The organism is Streptomyces sp. NBC_01233, from assembly GCF_035989305.1.
In the GTDB taxonomy this organism is placed as follows: Bacteria; Actinomycetota; Actinomycetes; order Streptomycetales; family Streptomycetaceae; genus Streptomyces.
Genome location: NZ_CP108516.1, coordinates 34,443 through 54,828, shown reverse-complemented (window position 1 = coordinate 54,828; position 20,386 = coordinate 34,443). Strand labels below are relative to the sequence as shown.

General features: G+C 70.1%; 16 protein-coding genes and 2 pseudogenes. 4 read left to right on the top strand and 14 right to left on the bottom strand.

The window, feature by feature from the left end:
• The first annotated feature begins 78 nt into the window (after positions 1-78).
• Positions 79-330, top strand: a complete 252-nt coding sequence (locus OG332_RS47595) for a hypothetical protein (protein ID WP_327419673.1) — start codon at positions 79-81, stop codon at positions 328-330.
• An 820-nt stretch (positions 331-1,150) separates the two neighbouring features.
• Here the strand turns inward: OG332_RS47595 and mobF are convergent.
• The 7 genes and pseudogenes from mobF to OG332_RS47560 all read right to left on the bottom strand — a co-directional run bounded on the left by mobF (position 1,151) and on the right by OG332_RS47560 (position 12,012).
• Positions 1,151-5,302 carry a MobF family relaxase gene (mobF, locus tag OG332_RS47590; RefSeq protein WP_327419672.1) on the bottom strand — a complete coding sequence of 1,384 codons (4,152 nt, stop codon included), beginning with the start codon at positions 5,300-5,302 and terminating at the stop codon, positions 1,151-1,153.
• A 439-nt stretch (positions 5,303-5,741) separates the two neighbouring features.
• Positions 5,742-6,596 (bottom strand): HNH endonuclease, encoded by an 855-nt coding sequence (locus tag OG332_RS47585; protein ID WP_327419671.1) that lies wholly within the window; start codon positions 6,594-6,596, stop codon positions 5,742-5,744.
• On the bottom strand, positions 6,596-6,748 hold the full coding sequence (locus tag OG332_RS47580; protein ID WP_327419670.1) for a hypothetical protein: 153 nt from the start codon (positions 6,746-6,748) through the stop codon (positions 6,596-6,598). Before OG332_RS47580 ends, OG332_RS47585 begins: the two co-directional genes overlap by 1 nt.
• A 405-nt stretch (positions 6,749-7,153) precedes the next feature.
• A pseudogene (gene istB, locus OG332_RS47575) lies at positions 7,154-7,968 on the bottom strand (IS21-like element helper ATPase IstB).
• Positions 7,965-9,595, bottom strand: a pseudogene (gene istA / locus OG332_RS47570) (IS21 family transposase). The pseudogenes istB and istA overlap by 4 nt, the downstream one beginning before the upstream one ends.
• 180 nt (positions 9,596-9,775) lie before the next feature.
• Complete coding sequence (locus tag OG332_RS47565) at positions 9,776-11,173, bottom strand: AAA family ATPase (RefSeq protein WP_327419669.1); 1,398 nt, start codon at positions 11,171-11,173, stop codon at positions 9,776-9,778.
• 284 nt (positions 11,174-11,457) lie between these two features.
• Entirely contained in the window at positions 11,458-12,012 is a 555-nt protein-coding gene (locus tag OG332_RS47560; RefSeq protein ID WP_327419668.1) for a hypothetical protein, read from the bottom strand.
• Between the two features lie 185 nt (positions 12,013-12,197).
• Here OG332_RS47560 and OG332_RS47555 point away from each other — a divergent pair, with 185 nt between their 5' ends.
• From OG332_RS47555 to OG332_RS47545, 3 genes are all read left to right on the top strand, one after another.
• A complete protein-coding gene (locus OG332_RS47555; RefSeq protein ID WP_327419667.1) occupies positions 12,198-12,776 on the top strand; it encodes a YidB family protein in 579 nt (192 codons plus the stop codon).
• Positions 12,777-13,287: 511 nt separating this feature from the next.
• Positions 13,288-14,064, top strand: coding sequence for a ParA family protein (locus tag OG332_RS47550; RefSeq protein WP_327419666.1), 777 nt, complete (start codon positions 13,288-13,290; stop codon positions 14,062-14,064).
• On the top strand, positions 14,064-14,948 hold the full coding sequence (locus tag OG332_RS47545) for a hypothetical protein (protein ID WP_327419665.1): 885 nt from the start codon (positions 14,064-14,066) through the stop codon (positions 14,946-14,948). The genes OG332_RS47550 and OG332_RS47545 overlap by 1 nt, the downstream gene beginning before the upstream one ends.
• A 59-nt stretch (positions 14,949-15,007) precedes the next feature.
• Here OG332_RS47545 and OG332_RS47540 read toward each other — a convergent pair whose 3' ends face one another.
• From OG332_RS47540 to OG332_RS47510, 7 genes are all read right to left on the bottom strand, one after another.
• Positions 15,008-15,730, bottom strand: coding sequence for a hypothetical protein (locus tag OG332_RS47540; protein WP_327419664.1), 723 nt, complete (start codon positions 15,728-15,730; stop codon positions 15,008-15,010).
• 119 nt (positions 15,731-15,849) lie between these two features.
• Entirely contained in the window at positions 15,850-16,527 is a 678-nt protein-coding gene (locus tag OG332_RS47535; protein WP_327419663.1) for a hypothetical protein, read from the bottom strand.
• 46 nt (positions 16,528-16,573) lie between these two features.
• Positions 16,574-16,930: a DUF7739 domain-containing protein gene (locus OG332_RS47530; protein WP_327419662.1), complete on the bottom strand. Its 357-nt coding sequence runs from the start codon at positions 16,928-16,930 to the stop codon at positions 16,574-16,576.
• Complete coding sequence (locus OG332_RS47525) at positions 16,927-17,121, bottom strand: hypothetical protein (RefSeq protein WP_327419661.1); 195 nt, start codon at positions 17,119-17,121, stop codon at positions 16,927-16,929. Before OG332_RS47525 ends, OG332_RS47530 begins: the two co-directional genes overlap by 4 nt.
• Before the next feature lie 15 nt (positions 17,122-17,136).
• Positions 17,137-17,631 (bottom strand): hypothetical protein, encoded by a 495-nt coding sequence (locus OG332_RS47520; RefSeq protein WP_327419660.1) that lies wholly within the window; start codon positions 17,629-17,631, stop codon positions 17,137-17,139.
• Between the two features lie 77 nt (positions 17,632-17,708).
• Positions 17,709-19,901 (bottom strand): hypothetical protein, encoded by a 2,193-nt coding sequence (locus OG332_RS47515; RefSeq protein ID WP_327419659.1) that lies wholly within the window; start codon positions 19,899-19,901, stop codon positions 17,709-17,711.
• A gap of 94 nt (positions 19,902-19,995) precedes the next feature.
• Complete coding sequence (locus tag OG332_RS47510) at positions 19,996-20,382, bottom strand: conjugal transfer protein TraB (protein WP_327419658.1); 387 nt, start codon at positions 20,380-20,382, stop codon at positions 19,996-19,998.
• Positions 20,383-20,386 lie beyond the last annotated feature (4 nt).

Below are 20,386 nucleotides of genomic sequence, written 5' to 3'. Positions count from 1 at the left end.
TTTGCCACCGAAGGGCTGAGGTCTGCGTACGCGGACTAACCAGCGCCGTTTCGCGGCGGACACAGCTTGGAGGACTTCGTGACCATTCAGATCGCGCCGCTGGCGGCCCTGCTCATCATGGTGGGTCTCGCCGTCGGCTTCTCGGTCTTCAAGTACACCGCGCGGGCTCCCCACGGGGTCATGGGCCGTGGGGACCTGGGCACCTCGATCGGGGCGGCGACGGCCGTTGTCACCGTGCTCGCGGTGCTGTTGACCCCGGGGTTCGGTCATGCTCCTACGAACTCGACGCCGGCCCCGGCCAGCCCGAGTCAGTCCTCTGGCACCCGATAGGCGGGTACGTCCTGCACGGCTGCGAAACTTCGGCGATGAGCACGAAGCGCCGCCCTCTCGGGCACGGACCGGTCCCCGCCGTCGCAGACCAGGAGGCGCCGATGGTTCCGCGGGGGACAGCTGCGGAGCGGGCTGCGGCGGACGAATTCCGCCCGCCCGCTCCGGTGTCCGCTGCCCGTGCCTCCTCGGAGCGCCGGCTGCTGGGGGAGGGGCCTCGCAGCTGACGGACTGCGCTGGGCAAGCCTGCGAAGGACAGGAGGGCAACCCTTGACCCGCGAGGGTTCCATGGCGGGCAAGGGGGGTCTGGCCGCTGATTCGCAGGCTTGCCCAGGCTCTTTTGGCGCGCTGTGAGTTGCATCGGAGGTTGTCTGCAGGGGTGGTTGCAGAGGAGGACTAGGCGTTGCACCGGGGGTGGGACCGGGAGTGGGACCCCCCAGAACCGGAGCGGGCGCGTTCCGGCAGGTCAGACCCGGTGGGCAAGCCCGAATCGGAGGACGACACCTCTCTGTCCACGCAATAGCCGTGGTGAGAGGTCTCCTTCGTGGCCGGGCGGCGGCGCGGACCGTGGCCGTCCCCGACGACTTCGTCCGGCTTGCTCTACAACTTGCCCTACAACCTGCCTTTCAACTTGCTCTCCAGCTTGCTCCACAACTAGCCCTACAACTTGCCTCCAGACCGGCCCGGCTGGAGCTGCGGCGCCGCTGTGACCTGGTGGTCAAGGGGTCGTCCTGCCGTTCCCGGCACGCCGACTACTTCTGTACGACACCCTCGGGAGAGGACGGGGACGGCAGAATTTCCTGTGCCTACCGCCCTCGTGCGTTCAGGGCCGTACCCGGGGTCCCTTTTGCTTCGGTGTCTGCGCCGGGGCTGTGGCCCGTGCCGGTGCCTGCCGCTTCTGCTGCTGTTGCTGAGCTTCGGCCAGGCGTGCGTGGAAGATGCGGGCCGCGGTCTCGGCGTTGTGGAAGTCGGGGTGCGTCTCGGCGAGGATCCGGCGCCGCTGCTGCTCGGCCTGCGCCAGGGCGGCGTGGCCACGCCAGTTCGTGGCCTCCTGCATCGCGGCCTGGGCGACGCCGTGGTGCTCGCCCAGCTTCCGCTCGTCGAGCGCGTCCTTGGCCTGGGCCAGCACCGGCACCCACTGCTGGCGCATGTCGGCCAGCCGCTGCGCAAGGACGTCCAGGGCCGGCGCATGTCCGGTCGCGCCGAGGGCCTCGGCGTACGGGCTGGACTTCACCGACTCCCAGGCGGCCAGGCGGGCATCGTCGCTGGCCCGCCGTGCGCGGGCCTGCTCGTCCTCGCCGCCGACGGCCTGGCCGAGGTAGTGCTCGTGCAGCTGCTGAACTTCCTTCCTGCTGCTGCCGGCCAGCCGCAGCGCGATCCGGGACGACTGCAGCTGCTTGGCGATGTCGGGCAGGATCACCTCCCGGGCCTGCTTGGCCTGCGCGTCGGCCACCCGTGCCCGGCCCGCTTCCTCGAACGCCGTCGTCAGATGCGCGACGGCCTGGTCGAGGACGACTCCGGCGTCGCGCGCCCACTGCTGGCCGCGGCTGGCTCCGGCGGCCCGCTCCTGCTCCATCCGCTCGTTCAGGACCTGGTGGGCTGCGCGGGCCGCGGCCGCCTTCTTCTCGTACGCCTCCACCTGCTTGAGGAAGTAGACGAGGTCGTCGGCGAGGGCCGTGTCGATACGGCTGCCGTACGGCCGGACCTTCCAGTCCGGGACGTCCGGCTCGCCGGGCTCCTGGCGCTCGCCGAGGGCGGGCTCCTGGTGCTGCTGGAAGCGGGCCTGCTTCTCGGCGTGGCGGCGCCGGGAGTCCTCGGTCGAGCCCGTGGTGGAGGTCGACTTCATCCGGGCCGCCCGCCCGGACACCACCACCCGCCGGGCTTCTTGGAGGGATGCCTCGACGCTTTCGCGGGCCCGGACCTGCTCGGCCTCGACCTGGTGCGGCACTGCCACGGGCTCCGGGGCGGGCCGCAGCTCGTCGGAGACCATGCCGTCGGGCTGGGACTGCCCCAGGAAGCGGGCGAACGCGGAGACCGCGCGGTGCAGCTGCTCGGTCTCGGAGCGGGCGGCCCCGAGCAGCTGCTGGGTGCGCTGGTCCTCGATGACCTCCAGGGGCAGCCAGAGGTGGTTGGCGTGCCGGGCGCGGGTGATGCCCGGGTAGGTGGCGAACGCATTGCTGCCGTGGCCGTACAGCAGGCTGGTGTGGCAGGTCAGGCCCTGGGAGGCGGCCACGGTCATCGCGTAGCCGAGGGACAGGGCGCCTGCGCCGATGTCGTCCGGCCTCATCCACGCCGACTCGGTCCGGACGCTGCCGTCGGGGTTCTGGTCCTTGGTCCGCCAGGTGATCTCGACGTGCCGGTCCTCGCGGATCGCGGTCACCACCGCGCGGTACCCGTTGAGGACGTCGGGGCCCCCGCCGCGGCGGCTCCGGTAGTCGTTGACGCGGACGCGGACCAGGTCCCCCTCGGCGAGGCTGAGGGAGCCCCCGCCCGGCAGGGCGTAGGTCTGCTCGGCGCCCAGTTCGCCGGCGGCCCGCCGGATCTGCTGCGCGCCGGAGTTGAGCGCGTCGACGTCCACGTTCCGCGCGGCGAGAACCACCAAGTTCTCCACCAGGTCCTGCTCGTCGGGCCAGACCCGGCGCAGCTCGTCCCACGCCATCAGCATCTCGGAGCGCGCCTCGTCGGCGGTCCGGGCGGCGTGGACCCGCCCGCCGGCGGCGAGCATCTCCAGCGCCCGCTGGTGGTCGCCGGTCCGCCACACCTCCAGCGCGGCCCGCTCCGCCTCGTGCTCCTGGCGCCGGTTCTCGGTGAGGACCTCGCCGTCCACCAGCCGGTGGACCTCGCGGAACCAGCCCCCCACGCCCACGGCCTGGAGCTGCTTGGGGTCGCCGATCGCGACGAGCTTCGTGCCGGTGCGGGCGGCCTCGGCGAGGAGCTTGGCGGCGGACCGGTCGTCGGTCATCACCGCCTCGTCCAGGACCAAGACGTCGACCCCGGTCAGGCCGCGGCCGCTCTCGATTTGCTGCAGCCAGGACGCGACCGTGCGCGAGGGGATCGCGGAGGCGTCCTCAAGGCCCTTGGCGCCGACGGCGGACAGGCACGCGCCCGCGTACGTCTTGCCGGTGGCGTCCCACCCGATCCGGCACGCGTCCATCAACGTGGACTTGCCCGCGCCGGCCACGCCGATGACGGCCTCGACGCCGTGCCCGGCGGTCAGCAGACGCGTGACGACCTGCCGCTGCTGGGCGGACAGCTCGAACCCGGCCGCCACGGAGAAGACGCTCATAGCGGCCTCGGCCTGGGCGGCGGTCAGCCGGACGGAGCCGTCGCCGTAGCGGGCGGTGGCCTGCTCGATCGCCGTCTCCTCGGCGGCCAGGACGTCGGCGGTGGTGTACCGGTCGGTGCTGCTCATGACGGTGGAGCCGACGTGGGGCAGGGCCACCGCGTACCCCTCGACGCGCAGCACGTCGTCGGCCAGGCGCTCCAGGGCGCCCGGGTCCTCGCCGATCCCGTACGGCAGGGCGTTGCCGACGGCGGCCAGGAGCTCGGCCCGGTTGAAGCTCTTCTTCGTGGCGGTCACCCCGTTCTCGGGGTGGAAGACCACGGCGGCGATGTCAGCCGGCGGCGGGATCTGCGGACCGCCACCTGGGCCGGCGAGTGTGGCGCCGCCGTCCGGGCCCGGCCCGCCGGGCGCCGCGGCGGCCACCATCGCGTCGACGTCAACCCCGGCGGCCTCCGCCCGCTCGCGCCACGACTCCCGCATCCCGGCCGCGTCCGCCTGATGCTTGGCGCGGCGGGTCTCGCCGGCCAGGCGCTGCTGGTCCTCCCGGGTGGCGTCCGCGCCCAGTTCCTCGGTCACCATCGCCGAGCGGCGGGAGAAGGCGTCGCGCAACTGCTCGGGGATCCCGTCGACCTCCCACGCGCCGGTCGTGGCGGCCTGGGTGCGGCGTACGCCGAACCGCTCGTACGTCAGCGACCTGACGCGGGCCTTGAAGTAGGCGTCGGCCGCGCTGGCGTGGCGGTACAGGTCGCTGCCGGAGTTGGCGATCGAGCGCCACTTGCCATCCGTGCAGCGCGCCATGTTGGCGATGACGACGTGCAGGTGCAGGTGCGGGTCCCCGGGGGCGCCGTCGCCCATCGGGCGGGCGGAGCGGTGCTCGACCGACCAGCCGACCAAACCGCCCGTCGCCAGGCGGACCGGCTGGCCGTCCTCGCTGCCGACCCCGTAGCCGACCCACCGCTCCAGCTGCCGGAACGTCTCCGCCTTCGCCCGGTGCACGATCGCCCGGTAGGCGGCCTCGTCCAACTCGCCCATGAGCCCGGCGAGCACGCTGTCCGACTTGGGGAGGTCGAGGACCAGGTCCCAGCCGCGCACGCGCGAGTCGACGCGGAGGTCCTGGTGCTCCCGCGCGGTCGCCAGCTCGGCGGCGGTGTAGACGTCGGCGAGGTCGAGGCCGGCAGCGCGGGCCAGCTTGTGCAGGGTCTCGACGTGGAGGCGGTGGGCCTCGCCCTTGCGGTTCACCATCCGCTGCTGCTGGCCCAGCTTCTTCTGCTGGTACGGCTTGCCGTCCAGCAGCGCCTCCGGCTCCACCCCGGCCCCGGCCGCGGCGGCCTCGATCGCCTTCACCAGCGGGGCCACCGTGAGCGTCGCCAACTCGTGCGCGCGGACCGACGTGGCCGATCCCGCGAGGCGGGCGCCGGTCTTTGGGTGGCAGCCCTTCATCAGCCGCCGGGCGGCTTCCTCGCCCTCGTGGTCGAGGGCCTGGCCCTCGGTGAGACCGACCGCGTCCAGGCCGGTCCCCATCCAGACGAGCACCCCGTCCGATTGCAGACGGTAACGGACAGCGGGATCCGGTGAGTCGAGGTCGACGGCCTGATCGGCGTCGACCACGGCGCCGGTGCTCTCGACCACACCGCATCCGGCGTGCCTGCGCAGCCGGTAGTCGACCTGCTCGTCCGCGCTGATCTCCGTCACCCACGCCACCGGCGCCCCCCGACTTCCCTACGCACCTTGTGCGCTTGTGCTGTTGCTGTTCACCGGCCGGGGCCGGGGTTACCCGTTAGGGTAACCCCCTTTGTACATCCCTTGTTTTTGATCTTGAACGGCGCGAAAGGGAGATCCACCGTAACTCCGGATCCCCGGTTGACCTACAACGTGCTCAGGAGCTGGGAGGACACAGGCTGATGAGGTCAGCCGGTCCCGGATCGCTGGCACTGGCGACCACTGGGGAGGCATGGGTGCTGAGCGGTTCTCCGGCGGAGTTCCGGCGACCGGACCCGCGAGGCGGTGATCACGGTGTGCGATGCCGGTTGTCGTGCGCAGGGTGGATGTCAGTGGGATGCGCAGGGTTATGGCAGTGGCGGCGCAGAGCTCGTGCACGCCGGCCACCGTCGCCCCTCGGGGGTAGCACGGGCTACCAGAAGCGGCCTTCGCAGAAGTCGTCGTTCGCGCCCCAGGTTCGGTAGGCCACCCCGGTCCAGCTGTTCGGGTCGGCGACCAGGTGGCTGGCGGCCATGTCCGTCAGGTGGGTCCTGACGGCGGCCCTGCCCCCGGACTTGAGCTGCCTGACGAGGTGGTGGTGGATGCCCCTGAGGGTCTGGTTGGCCTTGATGCTGTACCGCCGTCCCAGTTCTAGAAGGTCGAACTGGCGGCGGACGCGGGCGGTGAAGGTGCCGCCCCAGCCGGGCGGAGGATTGACGAAGTACGTCAGGCGGCCCGCGTCGAGGGCGGATGTGGCGAGCGTCGCGTCCAGCCAGTTCACGGTGTCGGTGTGCTCGAAGTACGGGTGCAGCAGCACGTCCTCGGCGTCCGCGGCCGCCCGGTCGTTCTTGATGTGGTTGCAGATTCCGCAGACCGGTACGAGGTTCTCGGGGGCGACGCACAGGGCTGGGTAGGCCGCCTTGGGCATGACGTGGTCGAGCTCGGTCACATCGCTGTGCCGGCACAGCGGGCACAGCTCGTCCTCAGGGGCGTCCATGAGTGCGTCGTAGATGTCGCGGCCGGGCCCCTTCGTCATGCCGCTGCCGTAGACGATGTCCGCGACCCGCTTGTCGGGTATGCCCTCGATCTTGAAGTTCTCCGCCTTCAGGTTGTGCAGGGTGCGTGCTTGGGCGGCGATCCGGAGGGTCGTCGCGGCCTCCTCTGCGGCGTCGACTGCCTCGCGGAGGCTGGCTCCGAGGTTCCCATTGGCGACGGTGTCGCGAGACTTGCTGGTGCAGGTCTCCCAGCTGCTCCTGGCGCTGACCGTCGGCGGGTTCAGCGGCCACATCAGAGCTCCCCTCCCTCGCGGTCGGCCAGCAGGATGCGGACGAGGCCTCTGGCCTCGTCCCCGAGCTGCCCGCTGAAGTGGTTGATCACCTCTTCGTAGTCGCCGAACTCGTCGACGGCCCTCTCGACCTCGGCGTAGAAGCCGGACCTCATCACTTCGAGGCCGAAGATCTCGTGGGTGTTTGTAAGGACTTCTTTGGGGACCAGTGTTCGGAGTTCTTTTGGCCCCAGCGGTGGGTCGTAGGGGGCGTGCGGGAGGGTGCTTCACGCCCCTGCGGCAAGTTGTTTTGGCCCCACTTCGATCGGGTGGTTTCGCTAGCCGGGGGTGGGGTGGTGGGCGGTAGTTTTGGGGTCTCGGACAGGCTTCGAAATCGCGCCCCCGACAGGTGCGGGAGTCTGCCGACCCGACTCGGCTCAGGTCGTGGGCATCCCAGTGCTCGCGGCGTCTGGATGAGATCGGGCAATGGACCGGCCGGCACTGGGACCTCGCGGCCGGGCCCAATATGGCTGCGGCCGGCACCCCGAAGGGGTGCCGGCCGCAGTGTTGTGACGGTCAGGTCAGCGACGTCGCTTCTTCTGAGTCTGGGCGAACCGGTAGGAGTCCGTGCCGGTCTCGACGATGTGGGCGTTGAAGGTGACGCGGTCGACGATCGCGGTGCAGAGCCGGGGGTCGGTGAAGGTCTGCTTCCACTCCGAGAACGGGGCGTTGGAGGCGACGGCGATCGCGCCCCGTTCCTCACGCTCGGTGAAGATCTGGAACAACAGCTTCGCTCCGGCCTTGTCCAGGTCGAGGTAGCCGAACTCGTCCAGGCAGAGGAGATCGACGCGTCCGTAGCGGGCGATCGTGCGGGCGAGTTTCTTCTCGTCCGCTGCCTCGGCCAGCTCGTTGACCAGGTTCACCGTGGTCGTGTAGCGGACGCGCAGACCGGCTTCCGCGATGGCGGTGCCGATCCCGATCAGCAGGTGGGACTTGCCGGTGCCGCTGTCGCCGATCAGGCAGAGCGGCTGGCCGGCCTTGACCCAGGCGGGATCGGCGAGGGTGCCCAGCAACTCGGGGGTGACGTTCGGGTTCTCCGCGAAGTCGAAGTCCTCGAGCCGCTTGGGCCGGGGAAGTTCGCGTCCCTGACCAGCCGCTGCTTGCGGCGTTCTTCCCGCTCCGCGCATTCAGCTTCCAACAGGTCCGCCAGGAAGTCTTTGTAACTGGCCCGCTCGCGGGCCGCGGCGGCGGTGATCTCCTCGACTCGGCTGCGGATGGTGGGCAGGTGCAGAGCCCGGCAGGCCTCGTCGATGACCGTTTCGACCGCCCCTTCGGCTGCGGCGTCTCTGCGGGCCGGGGGAACGAGCCCGTTCGTGGAAACGGTGGGAGTACTCATGCGGTGCCTTTCGGATGGCGGCGGGACAAGAGCTGGTCGTAGGGGGCCACCGAGGGCAGGGGACGCTTGTCCTCGGGAAGCTGTGCCCGGCGGGCGGTCAGGGAGACGACTCCGCTGGGCTCGGCCCAGGGCGGCGGATCATCGCTGTCGTCGGTCGAGTCCTCGTGCGGGGAGGCATCGGCGACGGCCCTGCGGGCCTCGACGGCCACCACCTCGGCGTTGATGGAGCCCGCTCTGATCGCGGCCGCCAGGCCCAGCTGGATGGCGGGGGCGGGCATCCGCCGGTGCAGCAGCAGGACCTCGATCAGAGCACGGGTCCCGGCGGCGTCCCCGTGGCTGGTGCGGGCCGCCGCCCAGAACGCTTCGTGGACCTCGGTGAACGTGCCGTTCTCCCGGGCGGCTGCCAGCGCGGTCGACCCGGCCATCGCGCCGGGCTTGACCATCAGGATCTCCAGGTAGTGGTCGAGCTCGTCGCGGAACTCGCCCCGCCGGGTCAGACGCGGGTGACGGGCGACGATCTTGCGGCGTTCGAAGACCAGCAGTTCGTTGCCCCGCAGCAGGACCCGCACGTTCTGGCCGATGAAGCGGGCCGGCACCGAGTAGTGGCACTGGCGGACGCTGATCCGGCTGGAACGGTCCACTTTCGGAGTCAGCGTGATGCCGCACTCGAACTCCCCCAGGGGAGCGGGGCCAGCGAGTCGGCCTCGCTCACGAAGTTGAAGCCGATCGTCGTCAGCCTGCCCTGGAGCATCCGGTCGTCCTCCGCCGCGTCGATCGCGGCGATCTTCTCGTTCAGCTCCTCGAGCGAGGCGACTTCCGGAACGGGGACCAAGTGGGTGCGGCGGAACCGCCCTCCCTCCTGTTCCACGCCGCCCTTCTCGTGGGCGCCGTCCTGGCCCGGGATGCAATAGAAGGCATCGAAGCCGTAGTGCGCCCGGAAGGTGACCCATCGCTCGGACTCCACCCGGCTGCGGCCCGTGCAGATGCGGTTCACGGCCGGTTTCAGGTTGTCGTAACGGATGTGCCGGACCGGGACGCCGCCCAGCGTGTTGAACGCCTCGACGTGGCCCTGCATGAACGACTCCTGGGCCTGCGAGGCGAACACGCGGTGGACGGCCTTGCCCGAGTACGACAGCCGCAGCGTGAACAGGTGGCACTTGGTCACGGTGCCCGCGAGCCGCACCCACACGTCCGCGAAGTCCACCTCGGCTTCCTCGCCGGGGAGATGGACCTGCGGGACCATCCCCGCCAGATGCCGGTGCCCTTCCCGGGCCTCGGTCTCGATCTCCGGCCGGCGGACCGCGACGTAGTCACTGACTGTCGAATACGACACCTCGTCGAAGCCGTGTTCCTGCGCGAGACGCTGGTGGATCCGCCGGGCCGTGTGCTTCTGCTTCCGCGGCGCGGTCAGATCCTCCCGCAGCATCTCGTCGATCCAGCCCTTGGCCGGGTCCAAGACCGATCTGCGGACCACGGGTTCCTTGCGCGGAGGCGGGACGGCCGACTCCAGCGCCTGCCGCACGGTCCTTCGGTGCACCCCGTACTTCTCCGCCAGAGCACGTTGCGACAGACCCGCATCGAGACGCCTGTCCCGACGGATCGCAGCGAACAGTTCAACGCGCGACAAACCCACCCCGGCCTCCCGACACGACCGTGACCACAACACGGCCTCCGACAGACCGTGATCGACGGACACACCCTGACGGCGGACAGCGGATGGAGCACCGCATTCACTCCAAAGAGGGCACGGCGCCACCAAGCACCGGCGAGTGGAGCCAGATCAACTTCTTACGTCAGTGGGGCCACTTCACCCTCCCGCGCTGGAGCCCAAAGAAGCCCTTACAAACACGTGGGTGAGGACGCCGACGTTCTCGCCGTACGTCTCGTATCGGGGGCGCCGAGCGCGGATGTACTGGCCGTTTCGGGTGATCTTGTAGACGCAGGTCCTGGGAACCTCCTGGAGTACGACGGGGGAGTGCGTCGCGGTCACGGCGACACCGTTGCGGTCCGTCAGCAGGTCGGACAGCGCCCGGATGAAGGCGGACAGCAGTGGTGGGTGCAGGTGCGCCTCTGGCTCGTCCAGGAGGACGAGGGTGCGTTCGGCGACCAGATCCACGAGCCCGGTGAGGGTGAGCAGGACGATGGCGTGTCCCGAGCTGAGGTCCATGAAGACGTCGCGCCACAGGCGGCCCGATCCCGTGTACAGGGCGCTGTGTCCGGGGCGCTCCCCGAAAACGACCTCGCAGTCGTCGAGGACGGCGGTCTGGAAATGCCGATCGCTGTCCAGCCTCTCCAAGGCCTCCAGCCAGCGCTCGTAGCGTCCCGAGGTCATGATCGACTCAAGGCTGTCGATGAACTCGTCTGCTTTCGAGCCCGGCGTGATGCCGACGTGCCTGTAGCGGGTCGTGGGAGAGGGCGGCCTGACGCCGGTGTACGTGTCGAAGGCGCTGGAGCTGACCAGTAGGACGTTGGCGAAGGTCTGTGGCTCTCCGAACTCGGTGGGGAGGTGCTCGATTCTGCCTGCGGTCGCTTCGAGGAGGCGTCCGTGGTGCACGGCGGCTTGGGCTAGGGAGTGCAGGAGGGTGGTCTTCCCCTCGCCGTTGCGCCCGATGAGCACGTGGATGTTGGTGGGGGGTGTCGATTCGGGCGTGACCTCGAATTCCAGCGGTCCGCGCGCTGGGAGGGAAGGGTCTGTCTGCGGGGGGTGGTAGTCGAACCGGTAGTCGGCCAGCCGTTCTCCGCCGGCTGCGATGCGGTGGAACTGGCCGACGACGGTGTGCTCCGCGACGCTGCGCAGAAGCGATTGGCGGACGGCGTCGGTCCACCGCGCGGTTGCGAACACGCCCAGATTTAAGGCGAGGTCGTTCAGGCCGGTCAGGATTTCCCGGCACATAGCCGGTCCGAGGTCCTTGATCCTCTCGTAGTACAGGTCGTCCTGCCCGAGGGAGACCCAGTTGCCGAACCTGCGCGGCAGTCCGCCTTCGTAGATGCCGGCGGGCAGTGGGCTGGGACCGGGCTCCTGGTCGAGGAGGGCGATTTTCACGCGGCCTATCTCGACCGGCAGGGTGCTGGCATCCTGCCGGATCCAGAGGTCGAAGCTGGTCTTGTAGTGGTGGTCGTCCCAGCTGTCCGGGACGAGGAGGGCGGCGCGGGGGCCGGCGTCGGAGGGGAAGGCTCTGGTGAAGGGTTGGACGATGAACCGCACGGGTTTCTCCAGCTGGTGGCAGCACTCGAACCCCGAAGCCTATGCATCTGTGCCGACGTCTTCTCCCAGTTCTGCATCGAGTGGCACCTCGGCCGCGCCGCGCTCCTGTGCTGGACCCCGCGGCTACCTCCAGCGCGGCATCACACACTGACGTCACTGACAAAACTCCGCGCCACGCTGACATCTACTCTGCGCCCGACAGCGATGCCGGCGGCCGAAGTCCGGCCCGCGGCGCAATACTCCGCACCACCCCCCGGTCCCAGCCACTGTGCTCGTTTTAACGGTCAGGCGGCGTCCCCGGGGTGCCCGCCCCGGGGCTGTTCCGCTGCTGTGGCGAGGACGTCGACCAGGCTCCGGAGCGAATGCAGCGCGGGGTCGTCGGGGGCGACATGGTGCAGCAGCAGGTAGGCGCTTCCCCCCTCCAAGGCGCGGACCACCTTCCCGCCGAAGACCGTGTCGTCCGCGTCGCGCACCGCGGCCCGCACCGACTCCTCGGCCCAGGCCATCCGCGCGAGGCCGGCGGCGAACTCCAGCTCGCCCCGATACGGGACCCAGCGGCGTTCCTCGTACGCGGCGAGCAGGGTCGTGGCGTCACGCTCCACTGCCCGCCACGCGAGGTCGGCGGGTCCCATATCCGTCTTCCCCCGGCTGGGCCGGCCCGAGTGGCAGGGCTCGCACAGGGCGACCCGGCGGGCGATTCCGGAGGCCGGGTGGAAGGTGACTGTGAGGGCCGGATCGGCGAGGACCTGGTCCTCGTCCGGGCACAGGTGACAGCGCGGGGCGACGGCGACCAGGCGGAGCGCCCTGGCGCCGGGGGTGCGGGAGATCGGGGTCTTCACCGGTGCCTGGCTTTGTTCACGAGGACGGGCAGCACTTCGACATCGGTTCGGGAGTCGCAGCCTGGCCGAAATATTCACGAGTTTCGACAGCACCTGGGCCTGCTGGGGCTGTCTCGTAGCAGTGGACCTTGCAGAGGTCAGATCCACCTTGCGTTTGATCTTGCGTGGGCGGGAAAGATCCCCGCATGACCGATCCTGTGAACGACGGCGTGGCCACGCCGACAACCGTGCCGATCTCGGTGAAGGGCCTCTCGGACGCCGGTCTGGAACCGCAGCTGCGGTCCTGGATCAGCTCCGGACCCAACGAGCCCGTGACCGCCGAACAGATCACCCGGGCCATCGGGGAGGACCGGCTCGCCCAAGCCGCCGAATCCCTGGGCCGCGAGCCCGGCGACCTCGCCGCAAGCCTCGCCGCCGATCTCCCTGGCCTCATCGACACCGCCTCCCCCAACGGCCACGTCGAATTGGCCCGCGGCCAGGACGAAGCCGGCGCCATCCAGGCCCGAACGGCAGGCAGCATCCACGCCTACATCGAAGGAGGACCCGCCGCCCTCTACAACGGGTCCGATGCCATCGCACTGACCACCAAGTCCCACGGCGTGACGCTGACCGCACTCCCTCAAGAGGTCGTGGACGACGCGACCTCCACTCCCGGAACCCAAGCCGACATGACGATCGTGGCCGCACGCCCGCTCGACACCCAGAACGGGCTCTACACGGCCGACATGACCGTGATCTTCGACGCTGTGCCCCGCGCGCAGTAAGCCCAAGACCGAAAACCCGCCTCCTCGTAGCCACGGCGTTGGCACCGTGTGTGACGCAGTGCCGACGCCGTGGGATGGAGTCCCCCGGGGCGGCCTGGCCGCCCGGTCCCGCGCCACCAAGACGCCGAAGCCCGGCGGGGCGCGGCCCAACCGACGCGTACCCTCCACCCGGCCCGCGGGAGGGCCCGCGAGGTGCCTCCCGTTCTCGTGAACACCGCCTATTCGCGCGAGCGTGCGACTCCGAATGACGCGTCAAAACGACGTCGCTACTCGTGTACAAAGCCACGACGTCGTAGTCGAAGGCCTTCGCGAACTCGGCGAGCAGCCGGTGGGGGACTCACCAGGTCTCACGAGGGGGCCCCATGGGTTCGTATGACCGGTTCGGGGCCGGCGGCGGCGCGGTGGGCACGGGGCCGAGCGGGTCTCTGGCAAGCTGACCGGCATCCGAGTAGCCGCACAGGGCGGTGAAATCACGGAAGCGAAAGGCCGCCGGATGACCACATCAACAGTGTTGCAAGCCGCGATTGACACCACTGCCCGCACGGGCAGAGCGAAGGTCGTCGTCGTCATCCAGCAGAAGGGCGGCACGGGCAAGACGACCATCGCCATCAACGTGGCGGCGGTCAGCGGCCGGTCAGCGGTCCTGTCGAACGCCGACGAGTCGGTCGGCGCCCCGGTCGTGGCTGCGGGGATCGACATCCAGGGCAGCATCGAGAAGTGGTGCGCGCGGGTCGAGGACAAGCGCCAGCGCGAGGCGCTGCCGTTCGACTACCTGGTCACCAAGAGCAAGGTGGGCATCCTGCCCGCCGTGGTCAACGATCCCGAGCGGCATAGGGTCATCGTGGACACCCCGGGCTTCTTCGACGTCGACCCGGACGCGGAGTGGGACGCCGACCCAATCGGTACGGGCCGTTCCGCAGACGCGCTGCGTGAGGTCCTGGAGGTTGCCGACCTCGCCATCGTGCCGATCACGCCGAGCCGGATGAGCTGGGACGAAGCGGAGTACACGATCGAGCGCGTCCTGAAGCCGCGCGGCATCCGGTTCCTGGTCGTCATCAACATGCACGACCCCAGCAAGGACAAGTCCGAGACTCAGCTCGACAAGTTGAAGGCGTGGATCGATGAGCGGAACTACCCGCGCGTCTCGCACCCGATCCGCCGCTACACGATCCACGAGAACGCCCACGAGAACGGCACGCTCGTCACCGAGTACAAGATGTCCGGCACCGCGCTGAACGCCCGCGAGGACTTCATGCGCGTCGCCCTGACGATGGAGCAGATGCTCTGATGGGATCCCAGATCAACGTCAACGGCGCCCCTCAGGGCCCCGGCAAGCCGTCCACCGCGCTCCAGCTGGCCAAAGCCATCGGCGTCCCGCCGACGAAGCCGCTGACCGATACTCCGGTGCTCATCGCGCAGGAGCAGCAGATGCTGGTGCGCTGCGAGGCCGCGCTCGAGAACCTGCGCATCGCGTTCTTCGCCGCCGGCAAGGCGCTCCAGGTGATTCGGGACGCCAAGCTCTACCGGAAGACCCACAAGACGTTCGAGGAGTACACCCTCGACCGGTGGGACATCACCCCGCAGTACGCGGGGAAGCTGATCCGCTCGTGGCGGATCGCAGAGGAAGCGTTCGAATCCGCCTCGAACGATTTGGAAACTGTAGTTTCTAAAAAGCTGGGCTTCACCCACGCCTGGGAGCTCGTCCCCCTGGCCGAGGAGCACAGCGTGAAGGCCGCGTCGATGCTGTACCTGGCCCTGCTCAAGGTCCAGACGACGGGCATCACGGCGGCCGTGGTGGCCGGGGCCGTCGCGGAGCTCCCGGCTGCGGCCATCGGGCACAAGAAGAAGACCGAGGAGTTCGCGCTCGACTACCTGGCCCGCCTCGACGGCGCGCCGAAGGCAGTAGCGGCAATGGACCCGGTGAAGACGCTCAGGGCGCTCGGGAAGGCCACCCGGCAGTTCAGCCCGGACGCGGTGAAGGCCGCCCTCGACCACGACCCCGAGGGCACCCGGACCGCAGCGAAGAGCCTGATCGAGGCGCTCTCCAAGTCGGCAGGTCTCAGCGTAACGATCGAGGAGCTCGCGCCGGCCCCGGAGCCCACCGTGCCCGAGGCACGCGAAGGCGAGACGACGACCCCGGCAGCGGACGAGAAGGAGCCGGCGGCGGCCTGAAGCCCCGGAAATGCAAAGAGGCCCCGTCCGGGTGGACGGGGCCTCTTCATGTCTCGGGGTCAGCTGGTGTGGGTGTCGCCGAACTCGACGAAGCGGACCAGGGCCCGGTCCAGCGGGGACATGCCCTCGGTGACCACGGCGATGACACGCTCGAAGTAGCGGTCGGCCGTCGCTGCCTGGCTGGGGGTCAGGGTGATCCGTCCGTCCGGGCCCGGGTTGCTCACGGCCTCCAGGAGCGGCTCCATGCCGTCATGGTCCAGCTGCAGCACGGCGACCGCACGGGCGAGCCTGCCCACGACCTGCTCGGCGGTCTCGGGCTTGTCGGCGCCCTCCGCGTTGCCGTACCACTCGCCCGCCTCGTCGAGGATGCTGTGCAGGTCGCTGTAGCCGCTCTCGCGGGCCAGGGCCTTGCGGCAGTGTTCGAGCAGCTCGACCAGGACGTCGACGTCGCCCTGGTCGACGGAGACGGCGTACAGCGGGCTGTGCTCGTGGCCGTCGGCGCCGTAGATCCTGTTCCCGCCTTCCGGCTCCTTGCCGGTCCGCAGGGCGTGCCACTGGTTGCGTAGCCCGGCGGGCAGCGCGGTGAAGATGCGGTCCCAGGCGTCGCGGGCCTGCTCGCCGTCGAGGCTGGCGGGCAGCTCGTACACGTCGTCGGCTCCGGCGCGCGCGTCGCGGGTGGTTTCCCAGAGCCAGATCAGCAGCGGCTCCTCCAGGGACATCAGGTTGCGGAGGAAGTGTTCCTCGGCGGGCAGCAGCCGCTGCTTCGTGGTGGTGTCGGGCATCGTGTGTGCTCCTATGGTTGAGCCGGGGGACGAGGCCGCTTTCCTCGGTCTCGTCCCCTGTCAGTCTTCTCCCCCCGCAGTGACAGCGGGGGCGATTTCGGACGTGTCAGCGCCTCGAGTCAGCTGGAGCTGATGCCGAGGACAGCGTTCTCGTGGCGGTCGGAGGTCTTCAACCAGCGCCGCAGCCCGAGGCCGGCGCCGAGGATGACGACGGCAACCAGGACGCCGCCCGTGATGCCCTCGATGACGAGGATCGCGTAGGCGATGCCGAAGAGGCCGCAGCCGATGATTGCGCCGAATCCGACGGCGCCTCGGCGGAGCACGTGCGTGTAGGCATCGTCGTCTTCGGCCGCGGCGGGGTCTTCGGCGGGCTTCCAGGACAGGGCCGCGACCGAGTAGGCGGCGAGGGCGGCGAGTACGGCCATGGCGGGCCAGAACGCGGCCTTGATGAACCGGCCGGTCGCGGCGACTGTCGCCCAGCCCTTGTCCGCCTTCTTCCGCTCCTCGAAGGTGGCGCGGGCCTGTGCTTCGGCGTCCTGGGCGGCGTGGAGTTCGGCGGTGCGCTTCAGGGTCTCGTCCGGGTCGGTGGCGCGCTTGAGGCTGCGGCGGGCTCGCCTCGTGCGGTCGGCGGTGTGCGCGACCTCGCGGCTGGCGGCCTTGAAGTCCTCGAACCGCTGGATGTCCTGGCTGTCGGCGAGGTCCGCTTCGACGCGGGCCCCGAATGTCCGGGCGTGGAACTCAAGTCGTGCCGCGAGGAACTGCTCGTACGCGGCGTGGACTTCCGTGATGGCGGTCATGTTGTGGCTACCCCTTTGGGTGGTCTGGTCAGCGTGGTCGGGTGGATCAGTGCTGGAGCTGAAGTCCGTCGCTGGTGTTAGTCCAGGTCCAGGGGCCGGTGTCGGCGGCCGCGAAGGCGGCGGCCCGGGCGAGGCGGGCGGCGATGTCGGCGTACGCCTTCTTGAGGCCGCGGTGGCCGGCGGCGCGGCGCAGCAGGATCGCGAGGGTCGCGGCCTGGTCGCCGTCGATGGTGTGCTCGTTGTCACCGGCGTCGTCCAGGAGCCGGGTCAACGGCGGGTGGTCGGCTGCGGGCAGAACCCCGCGTACGTACTGGCCGAGCTCGCGCAGCTGGCGGACGGGAAAGGTGTCCTGGCCGAAGAAGTCGGAGCCGTGGGAGACGACGACGTGGGTCGTGGCGGTCACAACTCCCCCTTAAGCGTGGCGCGCAGGAGGTTGGCCTCGCTGGTGTCCTTGCCCTCCAGCAGCGCCAGGGCCTGCTCGATGCGGTGCTCGGCGGTCAGGCGTCGGCCACGGTGGTGCTCGGCTCGGTGGTGCAAGTCCTGGATGGTGGTGTTCAGCTGGCGGTTCTTGCGGCCACTGAGAATGACGAACATCTTGGTCCTCCGAGGTCAGTTGCGGATGTCGTTGTTCGTGCGGGCGACCAGGCCGCGCGTGGTGGTGGTCGCGGTGATGGAGCGGTGATCCTGGATGACCGGGCCGTTGTAGTGGTGGTGGTGATCGGTCGGCGCGGCCTCCAGAGCGGACTTGGCGCTCTTGATGACCTTGGAGAGGGCCCCGAGCAGCAGGACCGGGGCGGCGCAGACGATGCCGACGACGACGGGGTCGACGTTGCCGACGGTGTAGAGCACCAGCGAGAGAGAGCCGCCGATGGGGACGGAGGCGATGCCCGCGGCGAGCATCACGGCGCTGGCGTCGGTGGCCCTTTGCCCCATCGGGGGCCGGCCGGGCTGCGCGACGGGCGGGGTGGGCCCGAAGGCGGGGACGGGGCTGGTGTCGCGGTAGGACGTGGGGATCGGGAGGGCGGGCCGGTAGGCGTCCTCGATGAGGCGGCGGGCCTCGTCGGCGGCCTGGTCGTCGCTGAGCGGCAGGCGGGGGTCGGTCACGAGGGTCTCCAGGGTCGTCGCAGGGTGCGCCCGGACCCCGGAGTGCGTTCTCCGGGGCCCGGGCGGTGGGGTGTGGGTCAGGCGTGGGTGAGGGCGTCGAACGCGGCGGCGGCGTCCTCAGCGGTGACGCCGTCGCCGGTCACCGCGTCGATCACCATCTGCCGGTCGGCGTCGGGGAGCATCCTCAGGAAGGAGGTGACCCGGTCGGCCGCCGTGGGTGTCTTCGGCTTGGCCTTGGCAGGCTTGCTCTTGCGGGTCTTGCGGGGGGCGGCGTCGTCTTCGGTGTCGCTCTGACCCTCGGCCTGGTCGTCGTCCTCGTCCTCGAGGTCGGGGGCATTCCAGTCGCCGAGGAGTCCGAGCTCGTCGAGCTTCTGGAGCTCGTAGTCGGTCAGGCCCTCCACGGTGTCCGGGAACAGGGCGGCGAGGTTGGCTTCCGCGTCGTCGCCGGACAGGTCGACGAACAGGGTGCGCATCAGGACCGGGCGGCCCTTGATGACGATCCAGCCGACGCCGCCGATACCGGAGGCGTCCTCGGGGGCTTCCTCGCCTGCAATGCGCTGCTCGATGGTGAGCCGGGTGCCGCCGTACTCGCCGGGGAGCGGGTCGGGGATGTACTCGGAAGGCACCAGGCCGTCGAAGGCGCGGCGGGTAGCGGCGGCGTCGCCCATGTTCAAGACGACGGGGCGGCTGTTGGCCTTGAGCTGGTTGCGCATGGTGGTGGTGAAGCCGTCTTCGACCTTCATGTCCTGGCCGGCCGCCTTGAAGCCGATGCCGTACTTGCGGCCCTTCACGCCGAGCAGCTCGCCAAGGAGGCTGATCCGCTCGCCGTACTTCTCGTGCTTGGCTGCGGCCAGGTACTCGTCGACGTCGACGGTGAGGCCGCGGTAGGGGCAGCCGGGGTCGTTCGGCTTCCAGTCGCGGAAGGTTCCGTCCGCGCGGGGCATGGCGCCGCGGATGTCCATGAGGGCGGCGGCCGCGCGCAGCATGCGCCAGATGTAGAGGGCGCCGACGCCGTGGCGGTCGACGTGCCGGGCGAGGAGGGCGATCTTTCCGTCCGCGCCTTCGGTGGCGACCCAGTTGACCATGTCGGCGTTGGCGGCGGCCGCGACGCCCAGGATGATCAGCTGGGACTTGCCGGAGCCGGAGGCGCCGCCGGTCAGGCCCAGGGCGATGCCCTCGGGGCGGTGGACGCGGCCGTTGACGTACGAGCCGTCGTAGGCGACGCCGAGGCGCCAGAAGCCCTTGGCGTCGGGGGTGACGTCTTCGCGGGTGGCGTGGCGGACGACGACCAGCGGGGGCTCGTCGCACACCATGACGTGCACGCGGTAGCCGTCGACGTGGGCGAAGACGCGGAGGTCCTCCTTGTTGGCGCCCACGGCGGTGCACAGCTTGGGGATGTCGGGGCGGGGGGAGTCCGTCTCGTCTTCCATCTGGGCAACCCAGTGGGTGACGCCACGTTCGTCGTCGCGGATCTTGTAGTCGAAGACCGAGCCGGGGATGGCCTTGCCAGTGCGGGCGATGTTCTGCGCCCACCAGTCGGAGTCCGTCGGGCCCTTCTTCGCGGATTCCTTGAGGGCCTGCGGCGTGACCGTGACCTCCATCCAGCCCGGCCCGTACGCGGTGTCGGTCAACTTCACGGCTTCCACCGGGACCCCGAAGGCACCAGCCACGGTCTTCGGGTCCAAGTTCGGCACGACCCGGCCGTCGGGGGCCTTGACGAGCGCGGAGAAGTCGATGGTGCGGCCGATGTGGCGCTCGATGTTGCGCAGCCGGGTGTCGCCGGGAATCTGCGCCCGCTCCCACATCGCGTGCAGCGTCCGCTCGAATTCGTCCTCGGCGCCGGCGGCGGCTTCCGGCTCGATGGTGGCGGCTTCGATTTCCCGCAGCGCCTGGTGGGCCAGGCGCAGGTTCCCGGAGCGGGAGAGCGGCGCCCAGAAGGCCATCGACAGGCCCCAGCCCGCCGCGACGGCGGCGTCGATTCCCCACCCGGAGGTGAACAGGGCGCTCACATCGACCGCCGTGGCGGAGGCGAAGGGAAGGGCCCGGGTGATGAGGCGGATCAGGCTCCAATCCGGGCTGCCCGCTTTCCGCCAGGCGCGCACGGCGGCGATTCCGGTGGGAACTCCGACGGTGGCGAGCATCGCGAGATTGGCCGTCCCGGACGGATCCATGTTGGGGGCGATGACCAGGCCGAGAGCTGCCGCCCCGTAGACGGTGCGCTCCAGGCGGACACGGCGGGCGATGGTGTGTCCGATAGCCAAGCTCGACACGGGGTGAACCTCCCTTTCGTGAGAGTGGGAAAAGGAATGGGGCGGGCCGCGCATTCGCGGCCCGCCCCATTTCCCTTTCAAGTGGGGTGGGGGATCAGGAGAAGAAGCCGGGCTTCGGCGTCTTGGTGGTGCGGCTGGTGCGGATCTCGTCCAGGGCGCCGTACTTGGCGCGGTGGGTGTCGGCGGCAGCGCGGGCCGCGGCCGCGCCGGTGTCGGCCGCAGACTTGGTGCGCTGCGTCTGGGTCGCGGCCTCACCGAGGAGGGTGGCGACGGTGTCGGTCAGGTCCACGTACCTCTCGTCGCCGCCCGCTTCCCCGAGCTGGGTCGCGGTTGCGGTGGCCAGGGAAGCGTGGTCCCTCATGTCCTTCTGGATCTTGCCGAGTGCCTCGCTGGCGGTTTCCAGCGCGACGGCGAAGGTCTTCAGCTTGCGCTGCAGTCCGGCGTAGCTGTTGTCGCCGGACGGGCGGGCGATGTCGCTCATGTCC

What these genes read in the sequence shown, in the direction of transcription:
- OG332_RS47585 (WP_327419671.1), bottom strand. Translation starts at nt 6,596, where the DNA reads ATGTGGCCGCTGAACCCGCCGACGGTCAGCGCCAGGAGCAGCTGGGAG.
- OG332_RS47580 (WP_327419670.1), bottom strand. Translation starts at nt 6,748, where the DNA reads ATGAGGTCCGGCTTCTACGCCGAGGTCGAGAGGGCCGTCGACGAGTTC.
- OG332_RS47555 (WP_327419667.1), top strand. Translation starts at nt 12,198, where the DNA reads ATGACCGATCCTGTGAACGACGGCGTGGCCACGCCGACAACCGTGCCG.
- OG332_RS47545 (WP_327419665.1), top strand. Translation starts at nt 14,064, where the DNA reads ATGGGATCCCAGATCAACGTCAACGGCGCCCCTCAGGGCCCCGGCAAG.
- OG332_RS47540 (WP_327419664.1), bottom strand. Translation starts at nt 15,730, where the DNA reads ATGCCCGACACCACCACGAAGCAGCGGCTGCTGCCCGCCGAGGAACAC.
- OG332_RS47535 (WP_327419663.1), bottom strand. Translation starts at nt 16,527, where the DNA reads ATGACCGCCATCACGGAAGTCCACGCCGCGTACGAGCAGTTCCTCGCG.
- OG332_RS47525 (WP_327419661.1), bottom strand. Translation starts at nt 17,121, where the DNA reads ATGTTCGTCATTCTCAGTGGCCGCAAGAACCGCCAGCTGAACACCACC.
- OG332_RS47510 (WP_327419658.1), bottom strand. Translation starts at nt 20,382, where the DNA reads ATGAGCGACATCGCCCGCCCGTCCGGCGACAACAGCTACGCCGGACTG.